25 protein-coding genes are annotated in these 25,445 nt (G+C 51.8%); 13 read left to right on the top strand and 12 right to left on the bottom strand.

Annotation, left to right across the window (positions count from 1 at the left end; all coding sequences use genetic code 11):
- Positions 1–73: 73 nt before the first annotated feature.
- The 5 genes from FDW97_RS21110 to FDW97_RS21090 all read right to left on the bottom strand — a co-directional run bounded on the left by FDW97_RS21110 (position 74) and on the right by FDW97_RS21090 (position 5,819).
- The gene (locus FDW97_RS21110; protein ID WP_137351577.1) at positions 74–1,540 is read right to left on the bottom strand and encodes a mannitol dehydrogenase family protein; all 1,467 of its coding nucleotides are present in this window, start codon (positions 1,538–1,540) and stop codon (positions 74–76) included.
- A gap of 164 nt (positions 1,541–1,704) precedes the next feature.
- Positions 1,705–3,084, bottom strand: a complete 1,380-nt coding sequence (locus tag FDW97_RS21105; RefSeq protein WP_137347259.1) for an MFS transporter — start codon at positions 3,082–3,084, stop codon at positions 1,705–1,707.
- 53 nt (positions 3,085–3,137) lie between these two features.
- On the bottom strand, positions 3,138–4,157 hold the full coding sequence (locus FDW97_RS21100) for a Zn-dependent oxidoreductase (protein WP_137351576.1): 1,020 nt from the start codon (positions 4,155–4,157) through the stop codon (positions 3,138–3,140).
- Between the two features lie 13 nt (positions 4,158–4,170).
- Positions 4,171–5,385 carry a starvation-sensing protein RspA gene (gene rspA, locus FDW97_RS21095; protein WP_137351575.1) on the bottom strand — a complete coding sequence of 405 codons (1,215 nt, stop codon included), beginning with the start codon at positions 5,383–5,385 and terminating at the stop codon, positions 4,171–4,173.
- 107 nt (positions 5,386–5,492) lie between these two features.
- On the bottom strand, positions 5,493–5,819 hold the full coding sequence (locus FDW97_RS21090; protein WP_038640517.1) for a YnfA family protein: 327 nt from the start codon (positions 5,817–5,819) through the stop codon (positions 5,493–5,495).
- A gap of 152 nt (positions 5,820–5,971) precedes the next feature.
- On the opposite strand from FDW97_RS21090, the gene FDW97_RS21085 reads away from it, so the two are divergent.
- Both FDW97_RS21085 and speG read left to right on the top strand, forming a co-directional pair.
- Positions 5,972–6,313 carry a DUF1283 family protein gene (locus FDW97_RS21085; protein WP_038640515.1) on the top strand — a complete coding sequence of 114 codons (342 nt, stop codon included), beginning with the start codon at positions 5,972–5,974 and terminating at the stop codon, positions 6,311–6,313.
- A gap of 37 nt (positions 6,314–6,350) precedes the next feature.
- Positions 6,351–6,911 carry a spermidine N1-acetyltransferase gene (speG, locus tag FDW97_RS21080; protein ID WP_038640513.1) on the top strand — a complete coding sequence of 187 codons (561 nt, stop codon included), beginning with the start codon at positions 6,351–6,353 and terminating at the stop codon, positions 6,909–6,911.
- Positions 6,912–6,917: 6 nt separating this feature from the next.
- Here the strand turns inward: speG and FDW97_RS21075 are convergent, their stop codons facing one another.
- Entirely contained in the window at positions 6,918–7,628 is a 711-nt protein-coding gene (locus FDW97_RS21075) for a YnfC family lipoprotein (protein WP_038643159.1), read from the bottom strand.
- A 103-nt stretch (positions 7,629–7,731) separates the two neighbouring features.
- On the opposite strand from FDW97_RS21075, the gene FDW97_RS21070 reads away from it, so the two are divergent.
- The 6 genes from FDW97_RS21070 to clcB all read left to right on the top strand — a co-directional run bounded on the left by FDW97_RS21070 (position 7,732) and on the right by clcB (position 14,180).
- Entirely contained in the window at positions 7,732–8,040 is a 309-nt protein-coding gene (locus FDW97_RS21070; RefSeq protein WP_087856380.1) for a DUF1161 domain-containing protein, read from the top strand.
- A 153-nt stretch (positions 8,041–8,193) separates the two neighbouring features.
- Positions 8,194–10,632: a selenate/tellurate reductase subunit YnfE gene (ynfE, locus tag FDW97_RS21065; protein WP_137351574.1), complete on the top strand. Its 2,439-nt coding sequence runs from the start codon at positions 8,194–8,196 to the stop codon at positions 10,630–10,632.
- Between the two features lie 10 nt (positions 10,633–10,642).
- Positions 10,643–11,260: a DMSO/selenate family reductase complex B subunit gene (locus tag FDW97_RS21060; protein ID WP_137351573.1), complete on the top strand. Its 618-nt coding sequence runs from the start codon at positions 10,643–10,645 to the stop codon at positions 11,258–11,260.
- Between the two features lies 1 nt (position 11,261).
- Positions 11,262–12,116, top strand: coding sequence for a dimethyl sulfoxide reductase anchor subunit family protein (locus tag FDW97_RS21055; RefSeq protein WP_137347254.1), 855 nt, complete (start codon positions 11,262–11,264; stop codon positions 12,114–12,116).
- Between the two features lie 42 nt (positions 12,117–12,158).
- Positions 12,159–12,773: a Tat proofreading chaperone DmsD gene (gene dmsD, locus FDW97_RS21050; protein WP_087856378.1), complete on the top strand. Its 615-nt coding sequence runs from the start codon at positions 12,159–12,161 to the stop codon at positions 12,771–12,773.
- Positions 12,774–12,890: 117 nt separating this feature from the next.
- A complete protein-coding gene (gene clcB / locus FDW97_RS21045) occupies positions 12,891–14,180 on the top strand; it encodes a voltage-gated ClC-type chloride channel ClcB (RefSeq protein WP_137351572.1) in 1,290 nt (429 codons plus the stop codon).
- Here clcB and bioD read toward each other — a convergent pair.
- The 3 genes from bioD to FDW97_RS21030 form a co-directional block, all read right to left on the bottom strand.
- On the bottom strand, positions 14,136–14,831 hold the full coding sequence (gene bioD, locus FDW97_RS21040; protein ID WP_121529033.1) for a dethiobiotin synthase: 696 nt from the start codon (positions 14,829–14,831) through the stop codon (positions 14,136–14,138). The two genes, clcB and bioD, sit on opposite strands and share 45 nt — an antisense overlap.
- A gap of 125 nt (positions 14,832–14,956) precedes the next feature.
- On the bottom strand, positions 14,957–16,177 hold the full coding sequence (gene mlc, locus FDW97_RS21035) for a sugar metabolism global transcriptional regulator Mlc (RefSeq protein ID WP_069324168.1): 1,221 nt from the start codon (positions 16,175–16,177) through the stop codon (positions 14,957–14,959).
- Between the two features lie 118 nt (positions 16,178–16,295).
- Positions 16,296–17,204, bottom strand: coding sequence for a LysR family transcriptional regulator (locus tag FDW97_RS21030; protein WP_038640495.1), 909 nt, complete (start codon positions 17,202–17,204; stop codon positions 16,296–16,298).
- 107 nt (positions 17,205–17,311) lie between these two features.
- On the opposite strand from FDW97_RS21030, the gene FDW97_RS21025 reads away from it, so the two are divergent.
- Positions 17,312–18,562, top strand: a complete 1,251-nt coding sequence (locus FDW97_RS21025; protein WP_038640493.1) for an MFS transporter — start codon at positions 17,312–17,314, stop codon at positions 18,560–18,562.
- A 30-nt stretch (positions 18,563–18,592) separates the two neighbouring features.
- Here the strand turns inward: FDW97_RS21025 and FDW97_RS21020 are convergent, their stop codons facing one another.
- From FDW97_RS21020 to FDW97_RS21010, 3 genes are all read right to left on the bottom strand, one after another.
- A complete protein-coding gene (locus tag FDW97_RS21020) occupies positions 18,593–19,267 on the bottom strand; it encodes a CPBP family intramembrane glutamic endopeptidase (RefSeq protein WP_042308544.1) in 675 nt (224 codons plus the stop codon).
- An 87-nt stretch (positions 19,268–19,354) separates the two neighbouring features.
- Positions 19,355–20,836, bottom strand: a complete 1,482-nt coding sequence (locus FDW97_RS21015; RefSeq protein WP_087856376.1) for a HAMP domain-containing sensor histidine kinase — start codon at positions 20,834–20,836, stop codon at positions 19,355–19,357.
- On the bottom strand, positions 20,833–21,555 hold the full coding sequence (locus FDW97_RS21010) for a response regulator transcription factor (protein ID WP_069324171.1): 723 nt from the start codon (positions 21,553–21,555) through the stop codon (positions 20,833–20,835). Before FDW97_RS21010 ends, FDW97_RS21015 begins: the two co-directional genes overlap by 4 nt.
- Positions 21,556–21,742: 187 nt before the next feature.
- On the opposite strand from FDW97_RS21010, the gene msrP reads away from it, so the two are divergent.
- The 4 genes from msrP to asr all read left to right on the top strand — a co-directional run bounded on the left by msrP (position 21,743) and on the right by asr (position 25,439).
- Positions 21,743–22,747: a protein-methionine-sulfoxide reductase catalytic subunit MsrP gene (gene msrP, locus FDW97_RS21005; RefSeq protein ID WP_137351571.1), complete on the top strand. Its 1,005-nt coding sequence runs from the start codon at positions 21,743–21,745 to the stop codon at positions 22,745–22,747.
- On the top strand, positions 22,748–23,374 hold the full coding sequence (gene msrQ / locus FDW97_RS21000; protein WP_137351570.1) for a protein-methionine-sulfoxide reductase heme-binding subunit MsrQ: 627 nt from the start codon (positions 22,748–22,750) through the stop codon (positions 23,372–23,374). It begins immediately after the preceding gene.
- Positions 23,375–23,421: 47 nt separating this feature from the next.
- Complete coding sequence (locus tag FDW97_RS20995; RefSeq protein ID WP_087856373.1) at positions 23,422–24,909, top strand: carboxypeptidase M32; 1,488 nt, start codon at positions 23,422–23,424, stop codon at positions 24,907–24,909.
- Between the two features lie 137 nt (positions 24,910–25,046).
- Positions 25,047–25,439, top strand: a complete 393-nt coding sequence (gene asr / locus FDW97_RS20990) for an acid resistance repetitive basic protein Asr (protein ID WP_085049341.1) — start codon at positions 25,047–25,049, stop codon at positions 25,437–25,439.
- Positions 25,440–25,445: the final 6 nt, after the last annotated feature.

The raw sequence follows: 25,445 nt of genomic DNA, 5'->3' as shown, positions 1-25,445 counted from the left end.
GGTGTGAATGCCAGAAAACACTGCGCCATCTGGCCCGTTTAAAGCCAGATGGCGACATAAATGATGCCCCTGGTTACTTCAGTTTTGCAGCATACTTCGCAACCGTTGCCTTTGCCCCTTCAGCCAGTAGAGTAAGATAGGCTTCTGTGACCTGGTTTTTGAACAGTTCTACCTGTGGTAATTCGCGACCAAAAATGGCATCAATCGCCAGTAACGCCTGAACGCGCGCTTCCCCCTCGTGACTACTGCGGACCGCAGTCTGGATCACTGGCAACAGCGGATCGCTGATTTCAATCGCCTGACCGTGTTCATCCACACCGCCGACATAGCGCATCCAGGCGGCTACGCCCAGTCCCAGCAGCGCAAAATGGTTGCCATGCGCAATGTGCCAACGAATTGAATCGAGCATACGCTGCGGCAGTTTTTGGCTGCCGTCCATCGCAATCTGCCAGGTACGGTGACGCAGTGCCGGGTTGCTGTAGCGCTCAATGAGCAGATCGGCATAGTGTTGCAGATCCACCCCTTTCACTTTCAGCGTCGGCGCCTGTTCCTGCAACATCAACGCTCGCGCGGCAAGACGATAATTTTCATCCTCCATGCAGTCGTTGATATGCTGATAACCCGCCAGATAACCAAGATAGGCAAGGAAAGAGTGACTGCCGTTGAGCATACGCAGTTTCATCTCTTCAAACGGAATCACATCCGATACCAGCTCCGCCCCGGCCTTTTCCCATGCCGGACGACCGGCGACAAAGTTATCTTCAATTACCCACTGACGGAACGGTTCACAGGCTACGCCTGCCGGGTCGCGTACCCCGGTGATGTGTTCAATTTTGTCCAGCGTATCCGGAGTAACCGCAGGAACAATGCGGTCCACCATTGTAGAGGGGAACGTCACATGCTGTTCGATCCAGGCAGCCAGTTCAGCATCTACCGCCCGGGCATACGCGGTGACGACATTGCGCATAACGTGGCCGTTTTCAGGCATGTTGTCGCAGGACATCACGGTAAATGCGGCTAATCCCGCAGCTTTGCGACGCGCCAGGGCTTCAACCACCACGCCTGGCGCAGTTTTTGGTTGTTTTGGATTTTGCAGATCGGCGGCAATCATGGGGTTGTCTAACATCAGTTGACCCGTCGCCGGAGAGTGGCAATATCCTTTCTCGGTGATGGTGAGAGAAACGATCGCCACCTGCGGTTCACACATCGCAGCCAGTACGCTTTCCAGACCATCTACCTGCGCATGCAGCGCGTTTTTCACCACACCAACGACTCTGGCAGTCCACGCATCCGCAGACATCTCCGCAACGGTATACAAATTATCTTGCTGTTTCAGATCGGCAATCTGCTGCTCACCGCCGATCAGATTCACTTCGCAATAGCCCCATTCACTGCCGTGTTCTGCAGCCAGGATGTCAGCATAAACACCCTGATGTGCGCGATGAAACGCGCCAAATCCCAGGTGAACAATACGCGGGATCAGAGTAGTACGATCGTAGTCAGGAAGCGCAGCCTTTGCCGCTAACAGCTTGTTTTGCATGGTATGACCTACTTATCAATGAAATCAGGACTGTCTCAGAGTAACGCCTGCAGGGTTGTATGTTTTGATTTGCATTAAGCTTTTTATGATTGGTATGACATCATTTAAAGCTGTGTAATAGCATGAACGGAGCATGACCGCCCCGTCCATGCTACAGCCAGGTCTTAGCTTACCTGGGTCGCTGAGCAACGAACTTTATCCGTCTGACTCACTTCAGCGGCATCCTCAAGCACGCTCAGATCGCGGTCTTTGACCTCCGGCATCAACAACGCGGACACCAGACCGATCAGTGAGTAGGCAATAACCATCGCCAGAATTGGCCACCAGGAATTGGTCATGTTGCAGAAAATGCCGGCCAGAACCGGCCCAAAACCAACGGCTACCAATCCGCCCGCCTCTTTTGAAATCGCCATTCGCGTAAACCGATTGCGAGCACCAAATATTTCAGCCATGGTGATATTTTCGAGAGCAAATAATCCCAACACAGCAAAGTTATGAATAACAATCAATGCTGACATGATAACGCCAGGGCTATACGTTTTATCCACTACAATAGACAACATCGGGTAAGCCAAAATAATGGCTGAGATATTGAGGATAATATATGGCAATCGACGGCCAAATTTATCAGACAACCAACCGAGCAGCGGTATGGTAATAAATCCCAGTACCGAGCTAATCATTAATGCATCAGTGGGAATTGATTTATCAAACAACAAAGTCTGCACTAAATAACCGGCGAGGAATGTCTGGATTAATCCTGAGTTTCCCGCCTGTCCAAAACGTAAACCGGTGGCCAGCCAGAAGGATTTACTGGTAAACATCGCGCCCAGCGTATTTTCCGACGAATTGTTTAATGCAGGCGCATTTTCCTCATTATTCACTTTCTCAAATACCGGACTTTCTTTGAGATTCATACGTAACCAGATGGCAAAGATCATCACCACAACACTGGCCAGGAACGGAATGCGCCATCCCCAGGCTAATAATTCTTCACGGTCAAGAGCAAAGAACATCACCGCCCAGATGGCCGTTGCGCTAAGGGTCCCACAGTTGGTACCCATGGCGACAAGTGAGGAAATAATCCCACGTTTTCCTTTCGGCGCATACTCGGCAAGCATAGTACCCGCCCCGGAGATCTCAGCCCCCGCGCCAAGTCCTTGCACAATACGCAGCGTCACCAGCAGTATGGGCGCAAAGATACCAATTTGCGCATACGTTGGCAGCACGCCGATTAATGTTGTACAAATCCCCATCATTGTAATCGTGATAAACAACACCTTTTTACGCCCGATGCTGTCCCCCATCTTGCCAAATATAAATGCCCCGACGATACGAGCAATATATCCTGCGCCGTAGGTTCCCATTGCTAAAATGAGAGCCATCGCCGCAGATTGTTCCGGGAAAAATATCTCATGGAATACCAGTGCGGCACCCAAAGAATATAACTGAAAATCCATAAATTCGAGCGCAGTACCTAACCATCCGGATACGGCGGCTCTGACCAGATCTGTGGTGGATCTTTCGTGTTTTTCTTGATTCATATTGGCTATCTCTTAGAGGTAAGATGCGTACCACTTACTCGCAGTTATTTATATTATTCAGTGAATGTGAGTAAAACTTTGCAGCAGTGCTGCTGATCTTTCTCAAACAATTCAATTGCGTCTGTAACGTGGTGATAGTCAAAAGTATGGGTAATAAGTTGATTAGGGTTAATAAGTCCGTTAACCAACCAATCAATAACAACCGGGAATTTATTGGCATTTAATCTTGAGGAATAAATTGAAAGTTCTTTCCCGGTAATACCCTGCTGAACAATCTGACAAGGTTCGCTGGAGAAGCCCATCAGAACAATTCGCGCGGCTGGCGATGCCAGCGTAATAGCCTCCTGTAAAATGGATGGATGACAGGCCGCATCTACGATGAGCGTCGGCTTAAGCTCTTTTTCCGCCAGGAAATCGTGCAAAGATTGCTGACCGTTATTTATTACCCAGTCAGCACCGCACCGTTTCGCCATACTCAGGCGTTCTTCGATTCTGTCGGCAATCACCACCGTTTTTACCTTATAGACACGTTTAAGCGCCTGTACGGTGGTCAGCCCCATAGGCCCTGCGCCATAAATCAGCGCAATATCATTTTCTGTGGGTTTAATTTGCCCGGTTACGTTCGCGGCGATGGTAAAAGGCTCGACCATGACGGCATGTTCATCCGGAACGGCATCGGGGATCGGCCAGGCATTTTTTGCCGGCACCACGGCGTACTCGCTAAAACCACCATCGCGATGAACACCCAGCACCACCAGCGATGTGCAAACGTTGGGTTTACCTATCGAACAGGGATAGCAATGCCCGCAACTGATAACGGGATCAACGGACACTCGCTCACCTAGTCGCGAACGATCGACACCTTCACCTACCTCATCGATCACGCCAAAAAATTCGTGGCCGATAACGCGAGGATATTGCGCAAATGGATTATGCCCGCGGTAAATATGGCTATCGGAACCACAAATTCCCGCCAGTTTTACCTTCACCCTGACCTCTCCCGCTGCTGGCTCTGGAACGGGCCGTTCGGCAATGACCAGCGTATTTGGTTTTTCAATCACAACACTTTTCATAGCAAATCACTCCTTACCAGTTCCACAACGTACCATCTTCCAGGCGAGCGACAGGCAGATATGCCGGGTCATACGGATATTTCGCGGCCAGTTTTTCGTCAAACTCGATACCAAGGCCTGGCTTATCGCCCGGGTGCATGTAGCCGTTATCAAAAGTCCAGTTATGCGGGAACACTTCCAGCATTTGCTCGGAATACCCCATATATTCCTGAACGCCGAAGTTCGGCACCCACAGATCAAAATGCAGTGCTGCGGCCATGCATACGGGTGACAGATCGGAAGGTCCATGTGACCCCGTGCGTACCTGATACAACGAGGCAAAATCGGCAATACGGCGCATACCGGTAATACCGCCCGCATGGGTAATGGTGGTGCGGATATAGTCGATCAACTGTTCTTCGATCAGTTGTTTGCAATCCCAGATGCTATTGAAGACTTCCCCTACTGCAATCGGCGTGACCGTATGCTGGCGGATCAGGCGGAAACACTCCTGGTTTTCGGCTGGTGTGGGATCTTCCATCCAGAACAGACGATATTGTTCAATGCTTTTGCCAAACCGGGCGGCTTCAATCGGCGTCAGGCGATGGTGCATGTCATGTAGCAGATGTTCGTTAAAACCAAATTTATCGCGAACGGCGGCAAACAGTTTCGGCGTGAAATCGAGGTATTTCTCTGTAGACCACAGCTGCTCTTCCGGCCACTGCCCTTTGGTCGCGGGTTCGTAGGCCAAACCTTTGCCTTTAGACATACCGTAAGTGGTTTTCATGCCCGGTACGCCGCACTGTACGCGAATCGCTTTAAAGCCCATCTCTTTATGTCGCGCGTAATCCTCCAGCACATCATCTACGGTATGCCCTGTGGTGTGGCAGTAAACCATGACCCCTTCACGCGATGCGCCGCCGAGCAACTGATACAACGGCATGTTCGCCGCTTTCGCTTTGATATCCCACAATGCCATATCCACTGCGGAAATCGCCGAAATGGTGACCGGCCCCCGACGCCAGTACGCACCTTTATAGAAAAACTGCCAGATGTCTTCGATTCGATGCGCGTCGCGTCCGATAAGTTGCGGACAGACATGATCTTTCAGATAGGACGCCACGGATAACTCGCGGCCATTTAAGGTGGCATCTCCCAGCCCGGTGATCCCGTCTTCTGTCGTTATTTTTAACGTAACAAAATTACGCCCCGGGCAGGTGACAAAAACTTCAGCCCCGACAATCTTCATTTTTTATTCCTTACATCTGTTCTTGTGATGCAGGAAATTTACTCAACTGAGCTACTACCATACAAGTATAAAGATCGAAAAAGCCCTCGTTGATCACAAAAAAGGCGCTATGCGCGCCCCCATCCAGCCACAATAATCAGCATCCCGCACAAGGCCACCAGCGCACCAGACCAGTCATACAGGCTGAGTTTTACGCCATCGACAAAGCGCAGCCATAGCAGCGCAGTGACAACATAAACGCCGCCATAGGCCGCGTAAACTCGCCCACTCGCGGCCGGATGCAGCGTCAACAGCCAGACGAATAAGGCCAGAGACACTCCGGCGGGTACCAACAACCACGCCGTCGCGCCTCGTTTAAGCCACAGCCAGGGTAAAAAACAGCCGATGATTTCGCATAAGGCAGTGACGAAAAAGAGAAAGGTAGTCTTCAGCATTGACGTTATTCAGTTATCTTCGGTTTAACCATGATACGACAGAATATCGCCAACGTATCCATATCCGCTCAGTGGGTATGCCCTGAAGCAGGAATAGTGTAGAATTTAACCCTGTTTTATCGTTTTTCCCTTTCTGATAAAAGGAATTCGCCATGAATATTACACTGACCAAACGTCTGTGTCTGACGGCTATGCTGACGCTTGCGGCGGCTGTGTACACCTCTTCAGCATTTGCTGAAACCAGTAAACTGGTCATTGAATCCGGGGACAGTGCGCAAAGCCGTCAACAGGCCGCCATGGAAAAGGAACAATGGAACGATACGCGCCAGTTACGTCAGAAAGTGAACAAGCGTACTGAGAAAGAGTGGGACAAAGCCGACGCGGCCTTTGATAGCCGTGATAAGTGCGAACAGAGCGCCAATATTAACGCCTACTGGGAACCTAACACCCTGCGCTGCCTCGACCGTCGTACTGGCCGTACCGTTGCACCATAATGACTATGCACCCTAAAGGATATTGCAAGGATACAATATGACTAGCGCCCTCAGTGTTAAGCTGCGCCCGCTGGAGCGTGAAGATTTACGTTTTGTCCACCAGCTTGATAACAACGCCAGCGTTATGCGTTACTGGTTCGAAGAGCCTTACGAAGCGTTTGTTGAGCTGTCAGACCTGTACGACAAGCATATTCACGACCAAAGCGAACGTCGCTTCGTGGTGGAATGCGAAGGTGAAAAAGCCGGGCTGGTGGAGCTGGTAGAGATTAACCACGTCCACCGCCGGGCTGAATTCCAGATTATTATTTCGCCTGAATATCAGGGTAAAGGTCTGGCTTCGCGGGCGGCAAAGCTGGCGATGGATTATGGTTTTACCGTCCTCAACTTATATAAGCTGTATCTGATCGTCGATAAAGAGAACGAAAAAGCCATCCACATCTACCGTAAACTCGGCTTTATGGTGGAAGGTGAATTGATTCATGAATTCTTTATCAACGGCCAGTACCGCAACACCATCCGTATGTGTATTTTCCAGCAGCAGTATTTGGCGGAACACAAAACGTCAGGTCCTAACCTGCTACAACCTACCGCTCAGTAAAGGCGACTAGTAGTAATCGATGGTGTTTTCAATCGAATAATGATGTTCAACTGCTGGCTTCACGCTTTCGTCGACGATAACCAGCTGGCAGTTGACCGGGTTGGCGTAGTTATCGTACTTACACGTTTGCCTGACATTACCCAATGGATGATTGTTCAGCATACTCACCGCCGTGTAATCCAGCTTCTTCAGCGGATCAACCGACGGTTTGGCATCAACCTGTAAGGTATTGTCTTTACTGACAGTAGTTTTACCCAGCGGGTAGCCTTCTGCGTCATAGCGGTACTGGACTTTCATCTCTTTTCCTGTGGCGGAAACGACAAAGCCGTTATCGTCGGTATCCCACACCACACCGGCAGCAGGCAGTTCCGCTAGCTGGCATTTACCCTGCAAGCGGATCTTTTTTTCCAGCGTTTCGGCATCGCGATAGTAGTTGGCATCCAGAACCAGCGCCATGCCGGTATTGTTTTCGATATCGTGCAGTTCAAGCGTATCGAAACACCCTTCCTGCGAGAGCGTACCGACAACGCGCTTGGAAACTTCACCTTTATCATTTAGAAGCGTCTGACTGAAATCTTTCACTGGTCCACGCAGCGGATCGAAATCAAATTCATTGGAAAAACTGGCCATTTCCGGCGTAAAAGAAACCAGCCCTTTGGCGTTATCACACCCGACCAGTACGGCGCACAGGAAAACTAACAGGGTCTGTTTCTTCACATTTTTCACCTGGATAAGAAGATAATTCTCAATCATATTAGCAAATACAGTTATTTACACCAGAAATGCTACTCTTAGTTCATGTCGATCATAAAAGGAGCTGATGATGAAATACATAACAGGAATTGCCGCAATCTTACTGGCAGCTGCCTCCCCGCAAGTTCTGGCGGCGCCAGCGTCCTGCGAACGCGTTAAGAGCGATATTGAACAGCGCATCATAAATAATGGCGTAGCGGAATCCAGCTTTACGCTGAGTATCGTCCCCAACGATCAGGCCGATCAACCTGATTCACTGGTAGTGGGGCATTGTGCAAACGATACGCATAAGATTCTCTATACCCGGACCAACAGTGGCAACGCCCCCGCCAATAGCACGCCAGCTCAGGACGGGCATGCTGCCGAGCCGCAATAAAATAAATAGTGCCCTCCGCTCGCGGAGGGTCGCTCCCCTTTGATATGCATTAAGGCGACATGCCTATAAGTGGGTAAACTCACTCCATTATTAGCATGCTATTAATTTCGTTATAGAAATTAATATATAGCGATAACTATAATGGAGGGAGTTATGTCTGAAACTGAGCAATATGGAGGCATCAGCCGCAGGACGTTAGTGAAATCCTCGGCTATTGGTTCGCTGGCGCTTGCCGCAGGCGGACTCTCATTACCTTTCGGAATGCGCTCCGCAGCGGCTGCGGTACAACAAGCATTACAACCAGCAGAAGAAAAAGTCGTTTGGGGGGCTTGTTCCGTGAACTGCGGAAGCCGTTGTGCCCTGCAACTTCATGTCAAAGACGATGAGGTCGTATGGGTAGAATCCGATACGACCGGGGATGATATTTATGGTCAGCACCAGGTTCGCGCCTGTTTGCGTGGTCGTTCTATCCGTCGCCGAATTAATCATCCGGATCGCCTCAACTATCCAATGAAACGCGTGGGTAAGCGCGGTGAAGGTAAATTTGAGCGCATAACCTGGCAGGAAGCCCTGGATACTATCAGCGCCAGTTTGAAAAATACCGTACAGAAATACGGTAATGAAGCCGTGTATATCAACTACACCTCTGGCATTGTCGGCGGCAACATTACACGCTCCTCCCCTTATGCCTCACTGGTCGCTCGCCTGATGAACTGCTATGGCGGATTCCTGAGCCATTACGGTACCTATAGCACCGCGCAAATCGCGGCGGCAATGCCTTATACCTATGGCTCAAACGAAGGCAACAGTACCTCAGACATCGAAAACACGAAACTGGTGGTGATGTTCGGCAATAACCCTGCCGAAACGCGCATGAGCGGCGGCGGCATAACTTACTTTCTGGAGCAAGCCCGGGAGCGCTCTAACGCCCGGATGATCGTCATTGACCCCCGCTATACCGATACTGCAGCGGGTCGAGAGGATGAGTGGATCCCTATTCGTCCGGGCACCGACGCTGCACTCGTAGCGGGAATCGCCTGGGTCATGATTAACGAAGATCTTGTCGATCAGGCGTTTCTCGACAAATATTGCGTCGGTTATGACGAGAAAACCCTGCCCGCCGATGCCCCCGTTAACGGGCATTACAAAGCTTATATTCTTGGCAACGGTGATGACGGTATCGCCAAAACGCCACAATGGGCCTCGCACATCACCGGGATCCCAGCCGAGCGCATAATCAAACTGGCAAGGGAAATCGGCAGCACTAAACCGGCGTATATTTGCCAGGGTTGGGGTCCTCAACGTCAGGCTAACGGTGAACTAACCTCACGCGCGATCGCCATGTTGCCTATTCTGACCGGCAACGTCGGCATCAACGGCGGCAATAGCGGCGCACGAGAATCAACCTACACCATCACGATTGAGCGCATGCCACTGCCTGAGAATCCCATCAAGACTCAGATATCCTGCTTTAGCTGGACCGACGCCATCGTCCGGGGCCCGGAAATGACCGCTACCCGCGATGGCGTTCGTGGGAAAGATAAGCTCGACGTGCCGATAAAATTTATCTGGAACTATGCGGGCAACACCATCACCAACCAGCACTCAGATATCAATAAAACGCATGAGATCCTTCAGGACGAGACGAAATGCGAAATGATAGTGGTCATCGAAAACTTCATGACATCTTCGGCCAAATATGCAGATATTCTGCTGCCTGATTTAATGACCGTCGAACAGGAGGATATTATTCCCAACGACTACGCGGGCAACATGGGGTACCTCATTTTTATTCAACCCGCGACGTCGCCTAAGTTCGAACGTAAACCGATCTACTGGATAATGAGCGAAGTAGCGAAACGTCTTGGCGACGATATCTACCAACGTTTTACTGAAGGCCGTACCCAGGAACAGTGGCTCCAGTATCTGTATGCAAAAATGCTGGCTAAAGACCCCGCGCTCCCTTCTTATGACGAGCTGAAGAAAATGGGGATCTATAAACGCAAAGATCCCAACGGACACTTTGTCGCCTACAAAAAATTCCGCGACGATCCGCAGGCCAACCCGCTCAAAACCCCCTCTGGCAAGATTGAAATCTACTCCAGCCGACTGGCGAAAATTGCCAACTCCTGGGAGTTGCAAAAGGATGAGGTGATAAGCCCACTTCCCATTTACGCCTCAACGTTTGAAGGATGGGACGATCCAAAACGCAGTTCATTCCCGCTGCAGTTGTTTGGTTTCCACTACAAATCCCGCACCCACTCCAGCTACGGGAATATTGATGTTCTCCAGGCATCCTGCCGCCAGGAAATATGGATCAACCCCGTCGATGCCCAAAAGCGGGGAATCAGAAACGGCGATGTGGTGCGGGTCTTTAACGATCGTGGTGAAGTGCGTATCCCGGCCAAAGTGACGCCGCGGATCCTGCCCGGCGTAAGCGCAATGGGTCAGGGCGCATGGCACGATGCCGATATGGCTGGCGATAAAATTGACCATGGCGCCTGCGTCAATACGCTGACAACCCAGCGCCCTTCACCGCTGGCAAAAGGCAACCCACAGCACACTAACCTGGTCGAGATCGAGAAGGTTTAAGGACTAGCCCATGGCAACTCAGTATGGATTTTTTATTGATTCCAGTCGTTGCACCGGGTGCAAAACCTGCGAACTGGCCTGCAAAGACTACAAAGATCTCACGCCTGAGGTGAGCTTTCGACGGATTTATGAATACGCGGGCGGTGACTGGCAGGAGGATAACGGCGTCTGGCATCAGAACGTTTTTGCCTACTATCTCTCCATCTCCTGTAACCACTGCGAGGATCCAGCCTGCACCAAGGTTTGTCCTAGTGGGGCTATGCATAAACGCGAAGATGGTTTTGTCGTGGTGGATGAAGACGTATGCATCGGCTGCCGCTACTGCCACATGGCCTGCCCATACGGCGCGCCGCAGTACAATGCAGCTAAAGGTCATATGACCAAGTGCGATGGCTGTCATGATCGCGTCGCCGACGGCAAAAAGCCTGTCTGCGTCGAGTCCTGTCCGCTACGCGCGCTGGACTTTGGTCCGCTTGATGAGCTGCGCAAAAAACATGGTGAGCTGGCGGCGGTTGCCCCGTTACCGGGCGCGCATTTTACCAGGCCGAGTATTGTGATTAAACCCAATGCCAATAGCCGCCCGACCGGGGATACCACGGGTTTTCTGGCTAATCCGAAGGAGGTGTAAAATGGGAAATGGATGGCATGAATGGCCGCTGGTCCTGTTTACGGTGCTGGGTCAATGTGTGGCCGGGGCGCTGATCGTGAGTGGGTATGGCTGGTTAACCACCAAAGACGATGTGGCAAAACAACGTATCGTGCGCAGTATGTTTTTTCTGTGGCTGGTAATGGGCATCGCCTTTCTCGCCTCAATAATGCATTTAGGTTCACCGCTACGCGCGTTTAACTCGCTGAACAGAATCGGCGCATCGGCGCTCAGTAACGAAATCGCCAGCGGTTCGCTGTTTTTCGCTGTTGGTGGCCTGTGGTGGCTGGTGGCGTTTCTCGGTAAAATGCCGGCTTTGTTAGGTAAAATCTGGCTGCTGCTCAGCATGTTGCTTGGTCTGGTTTTTGTTCTGGCGATGACTAACGTCTACCAGATAGACACCGTTCCGACCTGGTATAATGGCTATACTACGCTGGCGTTTTTCATGACGATGTTGCTGAGTGGCCCGCTGTTTGCCGCCCTGCTGCTACGCGCTGCAAGCGTGTCGTTTAACGCCGCCAGATTCGCCGGAATCAGCATACTTGCCCTACTGGTGAGTGTGGCCATTATCGTTTTGCAGGGCGTATCGCTCAGCGAAATTCACAGTTCGGTACAACACGCCAGCGCTCTGGTTCCCGACTACGCAAGCTTACAGGTCTGGCGCATCGTGATGCTGGCTGCGGGGCTGGGTTGCTGGATATGCCCGCTAATTCGTCGCAAAGAACCGGCTGTCGGCGGATTGGCGCTGGGTTTAATTTTCGTGCTTGCCGGTGAAATTATTGGCCGCGGTTTGTTTTATGGCTTACATATGACAGTCGGAATGGCTGTTGCAGGTTAATACTCGGGTGCGGGGCAACCCGCACTTTTCAGGATTGTTTGCATGACCCATTTTTCACAACGTGACAACTTCTCTACCGCGGCGCGCGTATTGGGTGCGCTGTTCTACTATGCGCCAGACAGTACAGAAGCTTCTGCGCTGGTCAGTGCGCTAAAAACCGATGGCTGGCAGGCGCAGTGGCCGCTTGAACCCACGGCCCTTTCTGCGCTGGCTGAACTACTGCAGACCGAGGCCGATGAGCCGCTCCCGCAAGCCTGGCAGCGACTGTTTGTCGGCCCTTACGCGCTACCTTCTCCGCCCTGGGGTTCCGTCTGGCTGGATCGTGAAAATGTCTTGTTTGGCGATTCCACGCTGGCATTACGTCAGTGGATGCGTGACAACGGGATCCAGTTTGCCGTGCAGCAAAATGAACCGGAAGATCACTTTGGCGCGCTGCTGTTACTGACGGCCTGGCTTGCTGAAAACGGACGCCACACCGAGTGCGAACAGTTGTTAGCCTGGCATATGCTACCGTGGTCAACGCGTTTCCTTGACGTGTTTATCGAACATGCGAACCACCCGTTCTACCAGGCTCTGGCTGAACTGGCGCGCCTGACACTGGCAAAGTGGCGATCGCAATTATTAATTCCAGTAGCCGATAAGCCGTTGTTTCGTTAATGTCGCCACAGGCAGGAAGTATCCTGCCTGCATAATACCGTTGCGCACGCTGAGCTTTTGCTTCTGTTGCCAAATAGCCGCAAAATAAAGCCTCTGAATTTCCCTGTCTGGCCACTCATGCACCATTTACATGCTTATCCTGACCTGCGCGCTATGTTTCGCCGCCTGCTGATCGCCGCGCTGATTGGTATCCTTGCCGCGTTGGCCGTCGCAGGCTTTCGCCATGCCATGTTCCTTCTTGAATGGTTGTTCCTGAGTAACGACACGGGCAGTCTGGTCAATGCGGCGACAAATCTTTCTCCGTTAAGACGCATGCTGACGCCCGCGCTGGGCGGCCTGGCAGCAGGCTTACTGCTCTGGGGTTGGCAAAAATTCAACCGTTTACGACCACAGGCTCCCACAGATTACATGGAAGCCCTGCAAACGGACGGTCAATTCGACGTCAGCGCCAGCCTGGTAAAGTCACTGGCATCGTTACTGGTTGTCGCCAGCGGCAGTGCTATCGGGCGTGAAGGTGCCATGATTTTGCTGGCGGCGCTGACCGCGTCCAGCTTTGCTCAACGTTTCACACCGCGCGCCGAATGGAAATTATGGATCGCCTGTGGAGCGGCAGCAGGTATGGCCGGCGCGTATCATGCCCCGCTGGCGGGCAGTTTATTTATTGCTGAAGTCCTGTTTGGCACGATGATCCTCGCCTCGCTGGGACCGGTGGTGGTATCCGCCGTCGTCGCCTTGCTGACCACCAATGTACTGAGCGACAGCAATGCGTTGCTCTATGCCGTGCACTTCACACGGGAACTGCATGTGCTGGAATACGCCATGATAGTCAGCACAGGTCTGGTTGCCGGCGTCTGCGGTCCGTTGTTTATGTGGTTGATGACCGCCAGCCATAACGGTTTTTTGCGCTTAAAACTCTCGCCACCGTGGCAACTGGCGCTTGGCGGGTTGATCGTTGGCCTGTTGTCGCTGCTCACTCCTGCCGTTTGGGGAAATGGCTACAGCGTGGTGCAGTCATATCTGCTCTCGCCACCGCTATTGACCGTGGTTAGCGGGATCTTTATCTGCAAATTACTGGCGGTGCTTGCCAGCAGTGGCTCCGGTGCGCCGGGCGGGGTGTTTACGCCAACTCTGTTTGTCGGTCTGTCTGTCGGCATGCTGCTGGGACGGACGTGGGGATTATGGCTTCCGGGTCCGGATGAAATTGCCATTCTGCTGGGATTAACGGGGATGGCCACGCTACTGGCAGCAACCACGCATGCGCCAATTATGTCTACATTGATGGTTTGTGAAATGACCGGGGAGTATCGCTTGCTCCCCGGATTACTGATCGCCTGCGTGGTGGCGTCAGTGCTGTCGAGAACGTTACGCCAGGACTCTATCTACCGACAGCACGCTGCCAAGCATTGACAGACGGATATACTGTGACAGCTCTCGCTGCTCTGCGCGAGGCAGATACGGCAGTTCGCCGATTAGCGGCGCAGGTAATTTTTTGCTCAGCACGTCAATGATTTCCGCATAATGCGCCAGCCCTGGGTTGATTCGGTTTGCGACCCAGCCCAGCAGCGGCAATCCATCGCTGGCGATCGCCTGTGCGGTAAGAATGGCATGATTAATACAACCTTCCTGGATACCCACCACCATCAGCACCGGCATTTGTTCCTGTACCACCCATTCAGATAGCGGGCGCAGATCGTTCATCAGACTCCGCCAGCCGCCGGTACCTTCCACGACAACGTGATCGACTTTTTCGCTCAGGCTTGCGAGACCGTTGGATAGCAAGGTGTAATTGACCGGACCACTATGCGCTACGCTGCTTTCATCCTCGCTCAGCGCAATCGGGTTGACCGCCTCATACGGCAGTTCGATAGATGAAACACTTTGCAGCACCAGCGCATCTTTGTTGCGCAAACCTTCAGGTGTCTCCTTACTTCCTTTGGCTACCGGTTTGTAGCCCGCGACACTTTTACCCCCTGACGCCAACGCTTGTAGTAATGCGCGGGAAACCACGGTCTTCCCAACAGAAGTGTCTGTACCTGTAATAAAGAAACGCTTCAGCATCACTAACTCCACCGTTATGCTTTGAAAATATAAGTCAGGAAAATAAAACAGTGGAGAAAGTCTAAGGTATGACGACCGGAATCAGCTTGAGATAGCGCAATTTTTCGTACAACAGTTAAAAAATGTTAACCCTGTAATAGACGTATCAACAAAGAACCGTTATACATCGCGTCCTTAACGAGCGCGGCCCCCGCCATGGTTCCCTGATTGGTAAACTGTGTACTTTCGACCACAATATGCTGACTATACGCCGGGAGCGCCTGCTGACGAATGCTGTCAGCAATGGTGGGAAACAAAATATCAGCCGCTTTGCTGAGCGGAGAACCAATCAATATCTTTTGCGGGTTGAACAAATTCACCATGATGGCAAGGATGCGTCCGACGTGGGTCCCGACGCCGCTAATGATATCTTTTGCCAATAAATCACCCTGCATCGCCGCCAGACACAGTGCGTCTACCGTTAACGGTTGTCCATGCAGTGAAGAGCTCATTGACTGCTTCAGCCGCACCTGCGCCAGTTCCAGCACGCTGTCGACGCTGGCGATAGTTTCCAGACAGCCATGATTACCGCAATAGCAGCGTTTACCGTAAGGATCCACCTGCGTATGACCAATTTCCACCAGGCTACTGCTCCCGGCATGCAGTAAATGACCGTCGGTTATCACCCCTGCACCGACGTTATGGTCAATAACGACCTGAATGACATCGCGTGCGCCACGTGACGCGCCAAAAAGCGCCTCCGCCATGGTCCAGGCGCTGATATCATGCTGAATATAGACCGGCACGCCGGTATGGTTTTCGAGCGCTTCGCCCAACGGCATCTCTTTGACATCATCGTAAAACGGCATGCGATGTACGATGCCGTTTTCGGTATCGATTATGCCAGGTAGCGTGATGGCGATGGAGGTCAAGCGTTCCAGCTTTTGCTGGTGGCGGATGAAAAACTGATCGACCTGGGTAATGATACGCTCCAGCAGAGGTGTTTCACTGACCAGCGCCATTTCCAGGCAATCCTCAACCACCAGCTTGCTGCTCAGATCGCGCAGCGCCAGAAAAATCTCGCCGCGACTGATGCGAATGGATAGATAATGCCAGGCTTCGGTTTCGACAACCAGCCCCACGGCCGGACGCCCACGACTCCCTGCTTCCTTGATTTCCAGCTCTTGTACCAGGTGGGCTTCAAGCATTTCGCGGACAATTTTGGTAATACTGGCAGGCGCCAATTGTGCCAGGCGAGAGAGATCAATACGCGATACCGGTCCCAGCTGATCAATCAGGCGATAGACCGCGCCCGCATTGGTCTGCTTAATTTGATCGATATGCCCAGGCTGACTATCAGCAACCACCACTTACTCCCTTTATTTTCGCGCTCCGAAATAATCTGCGGGCTATGGTGAAGCACTTCAATGGCTTCCGTCAACTTTTTACTTAGCCTTGTGATTTACTGCACATTTTCACCCATATTTAAACTAAATTAATCGCCTGGACCGCCGCCAGCAGTTGTTCACGAAAACGTTGCGCGGCATGACTTTGCTCATGATGCTTAGGCCAGACTAACCACATTTCGGAGACGGCATCTTCTTCCGCTATCGGGATCCAGCACATTTCATACAGTTGCACCCGTTTAAAGGAAGCGGGCAGGATCGAAACGCCCAACCCCGCGGCCACTAACCCAATGATGGTCATCGCCTCGCCTACCTCCTGAGTAATTGTCGGTTTGAGGTCATAGCGACGCATCAGTCCCAAAATGTCGTCATACAACCCCGTTCCCACATGCGGGTCAAAAAAGACAAATGGCTCATTAGCCAGCTCAGTCAGCGTCACTACGGGCTTTTGCGCCAACGGATGCGCTCGTGGGATCATCGCCATCAGCGGTTCATGCAGAATAACCTCTCGCGCCAGCGTTTCCGGGAGTTGCGTGTTGCGCATAAGCCCCAGATCCAGAGTGCCTTCGTTAAGTGGGGCAATTTGCTCGCGCGTATTCATTTCGCGGGTTTGCATATGCACCACAGGATAGCGCTGGCGAAACAGGGAGAGCGTATCTGACACCGCTTTGATAAACGGCGCTGATGACGTAAAGCCGATACGCAATTCCCCTGCTTCTCCGAGATGCAAACGCTCTGCTCGGGCGGCGGCTTCATTAACCAGGCTAAGGATCTGTCGGCTGTCCGCCAGAAACTGTTTTCCGGCGGCAGTGAGGGCCACGCTACGGTTAGTTCGCGCCAATAACCGGGCGCCAATCTGTTGTTCCAGGATTTGGATCTGCTGGCTTAACGGTGGTTGCGAAATATTCAGCCGCGCTGCCGCCCGACCAAAATGCAACTCTTCCGCAACCGCCACGAAGTAGCGTAAATGACGAAGTTCGATATTCATATTTTTAAAATATTATTTGAGATTATTAATATATTAGACAGAATATTGGGATTTTCATACTCTTAAGGCTGGTCCTGTAGTAGCAAAATATTAAGCAAGGATTCCAAGTGAGTCGTACAACAACGGTCGATACCGCGCCGGCAAGCGATATTGACGAGAGCGTTACCCTGCCGGATGGTTTTATCAAACGCGGCACATCCCCTTTTATGCGCGTTACGCTGGCGCTGTTTTCTGCCGGGCTGGCGACATTTGCCCTGCTCTATTGCGTGCAGCCCATACTGCCGGTGCTCTCGCACGAGTTTGGGGTTTCCCCTGCCAGCAGCAGTATTTCGCTTTCCATCTCTACGGCAATGCTGGCCATCGGTTTACTGTTTACTGGCCCACTTTCCGATGCGATAGGTCGTAAGCCGGTAATGGTTACGGCACTGCTACTCGCCTCCTGCTGTACGCTGCTTTCAACAATGATGACCAGCTGGCACGGGATTTTAATCATGCGCGCGCTGATCGGTCTGTCGCTGAGTGGCGTGGCGGCGGTGGGGATGACCTATCTGAGTGAGGAAATTCATCCCAGCTTTGTGGCTTTCTCAATGGGCTTGTATATCAGTGGCAACTCAATTGGCGGTATGAGTGGTCGCTTGATCAGCGGCGTATTCACTGACTTTTTCAACTGGCGTATCGCGCTGGCGGCGATCGGCTGTTTTGCCCTCGCCTCCGCGCTGATGTTCTGGAAAATTTTGCCAGAGTCCCGTCATTTCAGGCCCACGTCGCTGCGACCTAAATCATTGTTCATCAATTTCCGTTTGCACTGGCGCGACAGGGGGTTACCGCTACTGTTTGCGGAAGGTTTTTTGCTGATGGGGTCGTTTGTCACACTGTTTAATTACATCGGCTATCGCCTGATGCTCTCTCCGTGGGAACTCAGTCAGGCTGTTGTCGGCCTGTTATCCGTGGCATATCTGACCGGGACCTGGAGTTCACCGAAAGCAGGCTCCATGACCACCCGCTATGGTCGCGGCCCGGTGATGATCGTTTCAACCGGCGTGATGCTTTTTGGGCTATTGATGACCCTGTTTACCTCACTATGGCTGATCTTCGCCGGTATGCTGCTCTTTTCTGCCGGGTTCTTTGCCGCGCACTCCGTGGCAAGCAGTTGGATTGGGCCACGGGCGAAACGCGCTAAAGGCCAGGCCTCTTCCCTGTATCTGTTCAGCTATTACCTGGGCTCCAGTATTGCCGGTACGCTGGGCGGTGTGTTCTGGCATAGCTACGGCTGGAACGGCGTGGGCGGATTTATCGCCCTGATGCTGGTGCTGGCGTTGCTGGTCGGTGCGCGTTTGCACCATCGTCTGCACGTTTAATCAAGGATGCCCGGCTTCGGGCATCATCACTTATGAAGACGCTGCCATTTGCAGGACAATAACCGTCCCGTTCATCACGATATGCAGCGTCATCGGCATCAGCAGTCCATTGCTTTTCAGTCTGGCAAGGATTAAAACCTGCGACACAAGAAACAGCATCAGCAGCGTGCGCAGATCCACATACTGGGTATGCATCACGGCAAAAATGATCGATACCACGACTGACGACAGCCAGGTTTTATTATTGAACCAATACTGGAATGCGTTGAATAAACAGCCCCTGAAAACAATTTCTTCATAAACTGGCGCAAAAAATATCAGGGTCAGAGTGGATAACCACAGCGCGTAGTTGTTTAAAGATATCTGGCTGGTTACCCACGCTTCGGTTTGTCTGAGACCTATCAACCACGGCAAGATAAGCTGAATAAAAAGCAGGGCCGCAAATAAAATGCCAAACCAGCGGGCATTGAAGATCCCTTTGCCCAGCCCCTCTCTTTTTCTGAAGAAGAAATAATACAGCGGAACCAATACGATAAATTCCAGCATAAACAACAGCGGGAAGAGTAATCCTTTGGCGAGCAGCTCCTGGCTCGCGGGAAAAAACAACGGGGTAAACGTGAGGCCAAACATCAGCAAAAACATAGAAAAACAGCCAGCAACGGCTTTGGTCCGGGCGATATACTGGTTGTCGACATCCTGTGACATACAATCTCCTTGCACTTGTCGAGTATAAGATGATGAATTATCGATATATGATAAAAATTCTCATTATCACTGACAACCTACCAACATTTACCCTATGTATGGCGAATCCGTCAGCGGCAGCCAAAAGCGGAAGCACGCGCCTGCCGTTGAATTAACCAGATTGATATCGCCGCCATGCAGTTCAAGCATTCTTCGCACAATCAGCAATCCCAGACCGCCGCGCTGCTCACGGGGAGTTAACGCGGTTGGGCGCTGAAATAACACTTCGCGTACCCCCATTTCCACGCCTGGGCCGCTGTCCTGCACTTCTGCTACCAGTCGGTCTTCATCACGCCAGATTTTTAGCCATACATCCCCCCCGTCAGGCGTATGGCGGATAGCATTATCCAGCAAATTCGTCACCACCCTTTCCATCATCGATAAATCGGCATTTACCAGCGGTAACGGCCCCATCACATCAAGGTGTAACTGCAAATGGCGTGTGGCAACAGGGAGATCAAACTTCTGCGCCACATCCTGGATCAACTCGCCAATAGCAAAACGTTCGCGCTGAGGTTTTATGCCGCCGTGCTCCAGCCTCGCCAGCTCAAACAGTTGTTGTGACAGATGGCGAACCTTATGCCCCTGGCGCAACGCGATACTAAGATAATGCCTGTTTTCCTCTGGCGTTATCGTGTCGGCTTTCAGCGACAACATTTCCAGATAGCCCAGCAGCGAGGTGAGCGGTGTGCGTAAATCGTGAGATATATTGGCAATAAACTCTCTGCGCTGGCGATCGCTGTCAGCTAACAAATCCCACTGCTGCGCAATTTGCTGTGCCAGCTCTATAAACGCATTGTTCAACAACGCAATTTCATTCCCCGGTGACGGATCGGGCTTTTTCTGCGCCAACTGCTTAATGACGCTAATACTGTCCTGCTCCATTTTGACCACCTGCGCGGTCAACCTTTTTACCGGATGCGTCACCCATCGCCACACCAGCAAGCCCGCAATTCCGCCGGCTAATAAAACCAGAATTAACGTTCCTGCCACCGTGTTCCAGAGCGTTTTCTGCCAGGCGGTATTTGCCAGCATATGCAGATTTTCGCCCTGGAGAATAATGTACAGATAACCATGCAGTTGGCCGTTAAGCATCACTGGCGCCGCACTAAAGACCTTCTGCTGATTGCTGCGCGGATCATCGCCATACACTGGCAAAGCATCCGAATTTAGAAAATCCTGAATCGGCTGCACGGTAATTTTCTGGCGCTGAATATGCCCGGGCGGTGCGGCATCGGCGAGTATGTCACCTGCTGGTGAAACCAGATACAGTTCGACGCTTGGATTGAGCGTCATCAGGTGATTAAACAGTCCTTTTAACGTCTGTCGATTGATCTGCCCGCGGGTATCAATCAGTGACTCACTTTTGACAATCTTGCTCGCCAGTTCCAGCGACAGCCTTTGCACCATGGCGTCGCCATATTTTTGACTATTACGTAGCTGGACAACGCTGACGGCTACCGCGCAAATCAACATAATCGCGGTAAATACCAGGGTCAGCCGCTGGCTTAAAGACAGTCGATAAATCATGACTGATGCTCCGCGTTATTCGCCGCAAGCTTATAACCTCGTCCCCAAACGGTGAGAATAATTTCCGGCTCAGCAGCATCTTTTTCAATCTTGGTCCGCAGACGATTAATATGACTGTTCACCGTATGCTCATACCCTTCGTGCTGGTAGCCCCACACATGATCTAACAGCGCCTGACGCGAAAAAACCTCGCCGGGATGACGAGCGAAAAAATAGAGCAGATCGAACTCACGGGGCGTCAAATCGATTGATTTGCCATGCTGGCGGACTTCTCGGGCTAAGGGATCAATCTCCACGCCATGGACGCTAATGATCCCCGCTTCCAAACGTAGATTCTGACTCATCGCCTCCTGACGGCGAAACAGCGCCTTCACGCGGGCCATCAGTTCCAGTACGGAGAAAGGTTTGGCTAAATAATCATCGGCTCCCATCTCCAGCCCCAGAACGCGGTGAGTTTCACTGGTGCGGGCGCTAATAATGATGACGGGTAAATAGAAACTCATTTGACGAATGCGACGACATATTTCCAGACCATCGACACCCGGCAGCATCAAATCGAGGATAACCGCATCCCAGACATGTTTTTCCAGTTGTTCAAGCGCGCGCGTTCCATCCGCCTCATGGATAATTTCATATCCCTCATCCTTCAGGCTAAGCTGCAAAAGTGAGGCAATATCGCTGTCATCTTCCACCAAAAATATCTTTTTTGCGCCGGCCATCAGTGTCATCCCCTCTCGTTGTACTGAAAGCTTACCTCAGGCAAGGGGCGGAAGTTATCACAAAATTTTTAACTTTTCGTGAGGATCCTGGGATACGCCTGGATCCAGGATGTCGTTACAGAAAGTCAGGCATCAACAGGGAAACGTCGCTTTGTTTTCCTTAACATGAAAATAAAAAGGAACAGTTATGCAGAAAAAACGTCCACTTCGGGAAGCTGATGTTACCGCCGAATCAGTTTTTTTTATGCAAAGACGACAGGTCCTCAAAGCGCTTGGAATAGGCGCTGCAGCCGCTTCTCTCTCCTCCCCGACGCAGGCGAATCTACTGAATTGGTTTAAGGGCAACGATCGCGCGCCTGCACCGGCGGGGAAACCGCTCGAGTTCATAAAACCGGATGCCTGGCAAAGCACACTACCCCTGACGCCGGAAGACAAGGTAACGGGCTATAACAATTTCTATGAATTTGGTCTGGATAAGGCCGATCCTGCCGCCAATGCCGGTAGCCTGAAAACCGATCCCTGGACATTAACCATCAGCGGTGAGGTGAACAAACCCTTAACGTTGGATCATGATGCGCTGACCACACGTTTTCCGTTAGAAGAACGTATTTACCGGATGCGTTGCGTTGAAGCGTGGTCGATGGTTGTGCCGTGGATTGGCTTTCCCTTACATAAATTATTGGCGCAGGTTGAACCCACCAGCGACGCCAAATACGTTGCCTTTGAAACACGCTACGCCCCCGATGAAATGCCCGGTCAGAAAGATCGCTTCATTGGTGGTGGGTTGAAATACCCCTATGTTGAAGGTTTGCGTTTGGATGAGGCCATGCACCCTCTTACACTTCTGACCGTGGGCGTGTATGGCAAAGCATTGCCGCCGCAAAACGGGGCGCCGATACGCCTGACGGTCCCCTGGAAATATGGCTTCAAGGGTATTAAATCGATCGTCAGTATCAAGCTGACACGTGAGCGCCCGCCGACGACCTGGAATATGTCAGCGCCGAACGAATACGGTTTTTACGCCAATGTTAATCCACATGTCGATCATCCCCGGTGGTCTCAGGCGACGGAACGTTTTATCGGTTCCGGCGGGATTCTCGATGTACAACGCCAGCCGACGTTGCTTTTTAACGGTTACGCCAATGAGGTGGCTTCTTTATATCGGGGTATGGATCTACGGGAGAACTTTTAAGTGAGATTAACGGCAAAGCAGATAACCGGCCTGAAAGTGCTACTGCATCTCGCCGGTTTTTTACCCCTGCTATGGCTCTTCTGGGCAGTGCAACAGAGTGCGCTGGGCGCCGATCCCGGGAAAGACATTCAGCATTTTACCGGCATTACTGCGCTAAAATTCTTGCTTGCTACCCTGCTGGTATCGCCGCTCGCACGCTATGCAAAGCAGCCTTTGCTGTTTCGTACCCGACGCTTGTTAGGATTATGGTGCTTTGCCTGGGCCACACTGCATCTGACCAGCTATGCGCTTTTAGAGCTGGGTATACAAAATTTGGGATTGTTGGGGCGAGAGCTGGTTTCACGGCCATGGCTCACGCTGGGCATGACGGGTTGGGTTATCTTACTCCTGCTGACGCTGACCTCCACGCAGGCCGCACAGCGTAAAATGGGCAAACGCTGGCAAACGTTGCACAACTACGTCTACCTGACTGCCATTTTACTCCCGGTTCATTACCTATGGTCGGTCAAAGTGTTGTCACCGTCCCCTATTATCTACGCCTCCTGTTTTATTGTGCTGCTGGTATTTCGCTATAAAAAGTGGTTACGCAAAAGCGGATACAAAGGTGTGTTTATGAAAAGTGAATGATTCACGGTAAACTTCTTAACCACACCTAAACAGAACGAGAACAAAAAATGAGTAACAATGATAATTACCATCAACTCACCCGCACGTTCCAGCGGCTCTCTCGCTTCTCTCACCTCTCGGCCATCGCCAGTTGGGACATGTTTACCATGATGCCGCCGGGCGGCAGCAAAGCCCGCGGCGAAGCGTTGGCAGAACTGAGCGTACTTGAGCATCAGTTGTTAACCGACGCGAAAGTAGCCAAGTGGATCGCCGCCGCAAAACAGGAAGACCTTAACGATGTTGAGCAAGCGAATTTGCGCGAAATGTCGCGACTGCATCACCAGGCATCCCTGCTGCCTGAATCACTGGTAGAAGCAAAGTCGCTGGCAGGCAGCCGCTGTGAGCATGCCTGGCGCAGCCAGCGACCCGCGAATGACTGGGAGGGTTTTTCCGAGAACCTGAAAGAGGTCGTGAAATACAGCCGCGAAGAAGCCCGACTGCGCGCAGACGCTAAAGGTTGCTCACCTTATGACGCGCTACTGGACATCTTTGAACCAGAGATGACCAGCGCCCAACTGGATGTCCTGTTTGCAGATGTGAAAAGCTGGCTGCCCGATCTCCTTAGCAAGGCGGTGGCAAAACAGTCTCAACAAACGCTTATCGCCCCAATTGGCCCCTTCCCGACTGCTGTACAGCGAGAGCTGGGTCTGGAAACGATGGCGCAGTTAGGATTCGACTTTACCGCTGGACGACTGGATATCAGCGCGCATCCCTTCTGTGGCGGCGTGCCGGAAGATGTTCGCATTACGACCCGCTATGACGAAAATGAACTCCTCAGCGCGTTGTTTGGCGTGATTCATGAAACGGGTCACGCCCGCTATGAGCAAAATCTGCCGCGTAACTGGTCAGGACAACCTATCGCTCTGGCACGCTCAACAGCCATTCATGAGTCGCAAAGTCTGTTCTTTGAGATGCAATTGGGACGCAGTAAAGCATTCCTGACGCGACTCATTCCGGCTGTGACGCGTCATTTTGGCAACCAGGCAGCGTTTGAAGAGAGCAATTTCATTGCCTGGAACCAGCAGGTAAAACCCGGTTTTATCCGCGTTGACGCCGACGAGGTGAGCTACCCTGCTCACGTGATCCTGCGTTATGAAATCGAGCGAGCGTTAATTAACGGTGACATTGAAGTGGATGACATTCCGGCCTTGTGGAATGAGAAGATGCAGGCCTGGCTTGGACTGTCAACGGTGGGGGATTATCGCAATGGCTGTATGCAGGATATTCACTGGACCGACGGCGGCTTTGGCTACTTCCCGTCTTACACTTTAGGCGCTATGTATGCGGCGCAATTGTTCAGCGCAGCTCACCGCGCATTGCCCGATCTGAACCAGTCCATTGCGCAGGGAGAGTTTAGCGCCCTCTTTGACTGGCTACGCCAAAATATCTGGCAGCATGGCAGTCGTTTTACCACTGAACAACTCATTACCCAGGCCACCGGAGAGCCGCTCAGCAGCCGCTATTTCCGCGCTCACCTGGAAGCCCGTTATTTGTAATCTCATGCCGTGAGTCATTGTACATATCGTTACACGCCGATACCAATGACTCACGGAAGCCCAGCGATTACAGCGATATAGTTATTTCAACGGCCCCGCAGTGGGGTTGAATGAAAAACCAAATCGAGGGTATGAGAATGAAAAAAGTATTAGCTCTGGTTGTTGCCGCTGCTATGGGTCTGTCTTCTGCTGCATTTGCTGCTGAAACAACTGCTACCACCGCGCCAACTGCTGCAACAACAAAAGCGGCCCCGGCGAAAACCACCCATCATAAAAAACAGCACAAAGCTGCACCGCAGAAAGCACAGGCTGCCAAAAAACACGCCAAAAAAACCACCACTAAACCGGCGGTAGAACAGAAAGCGCCAGAACAGAAAGCTCAGGCCGCTAAAAAACACACCAAAAAAGCAGCCACCAAGCCTGCCGCAGAACAGAAAGCACCAGAGCAAAAAGCTCAGGCCGCTAAAAAACACACCAAAAAACCTGTGAAACACGACTCCGCTAAACCAGCCGCTCAGCCAGCCGCATAACACACC

The organism is Citrobacter sp. wls708 (assembly GCF_005281255.1).
GTDB classification, from domain to species: domain Bacteria; phylum Pseudomonadota; class Gammaproteobacteria; order Enterobacterales; family Enterobacteriaceae; genus Citrobacter; species Citrobacter werkmanii.
The sequence above is the reverse complement of the archived record's forward strand: the minus strand, read 5'-3'. Positions and strand labels throughout refer to the sequence as shown.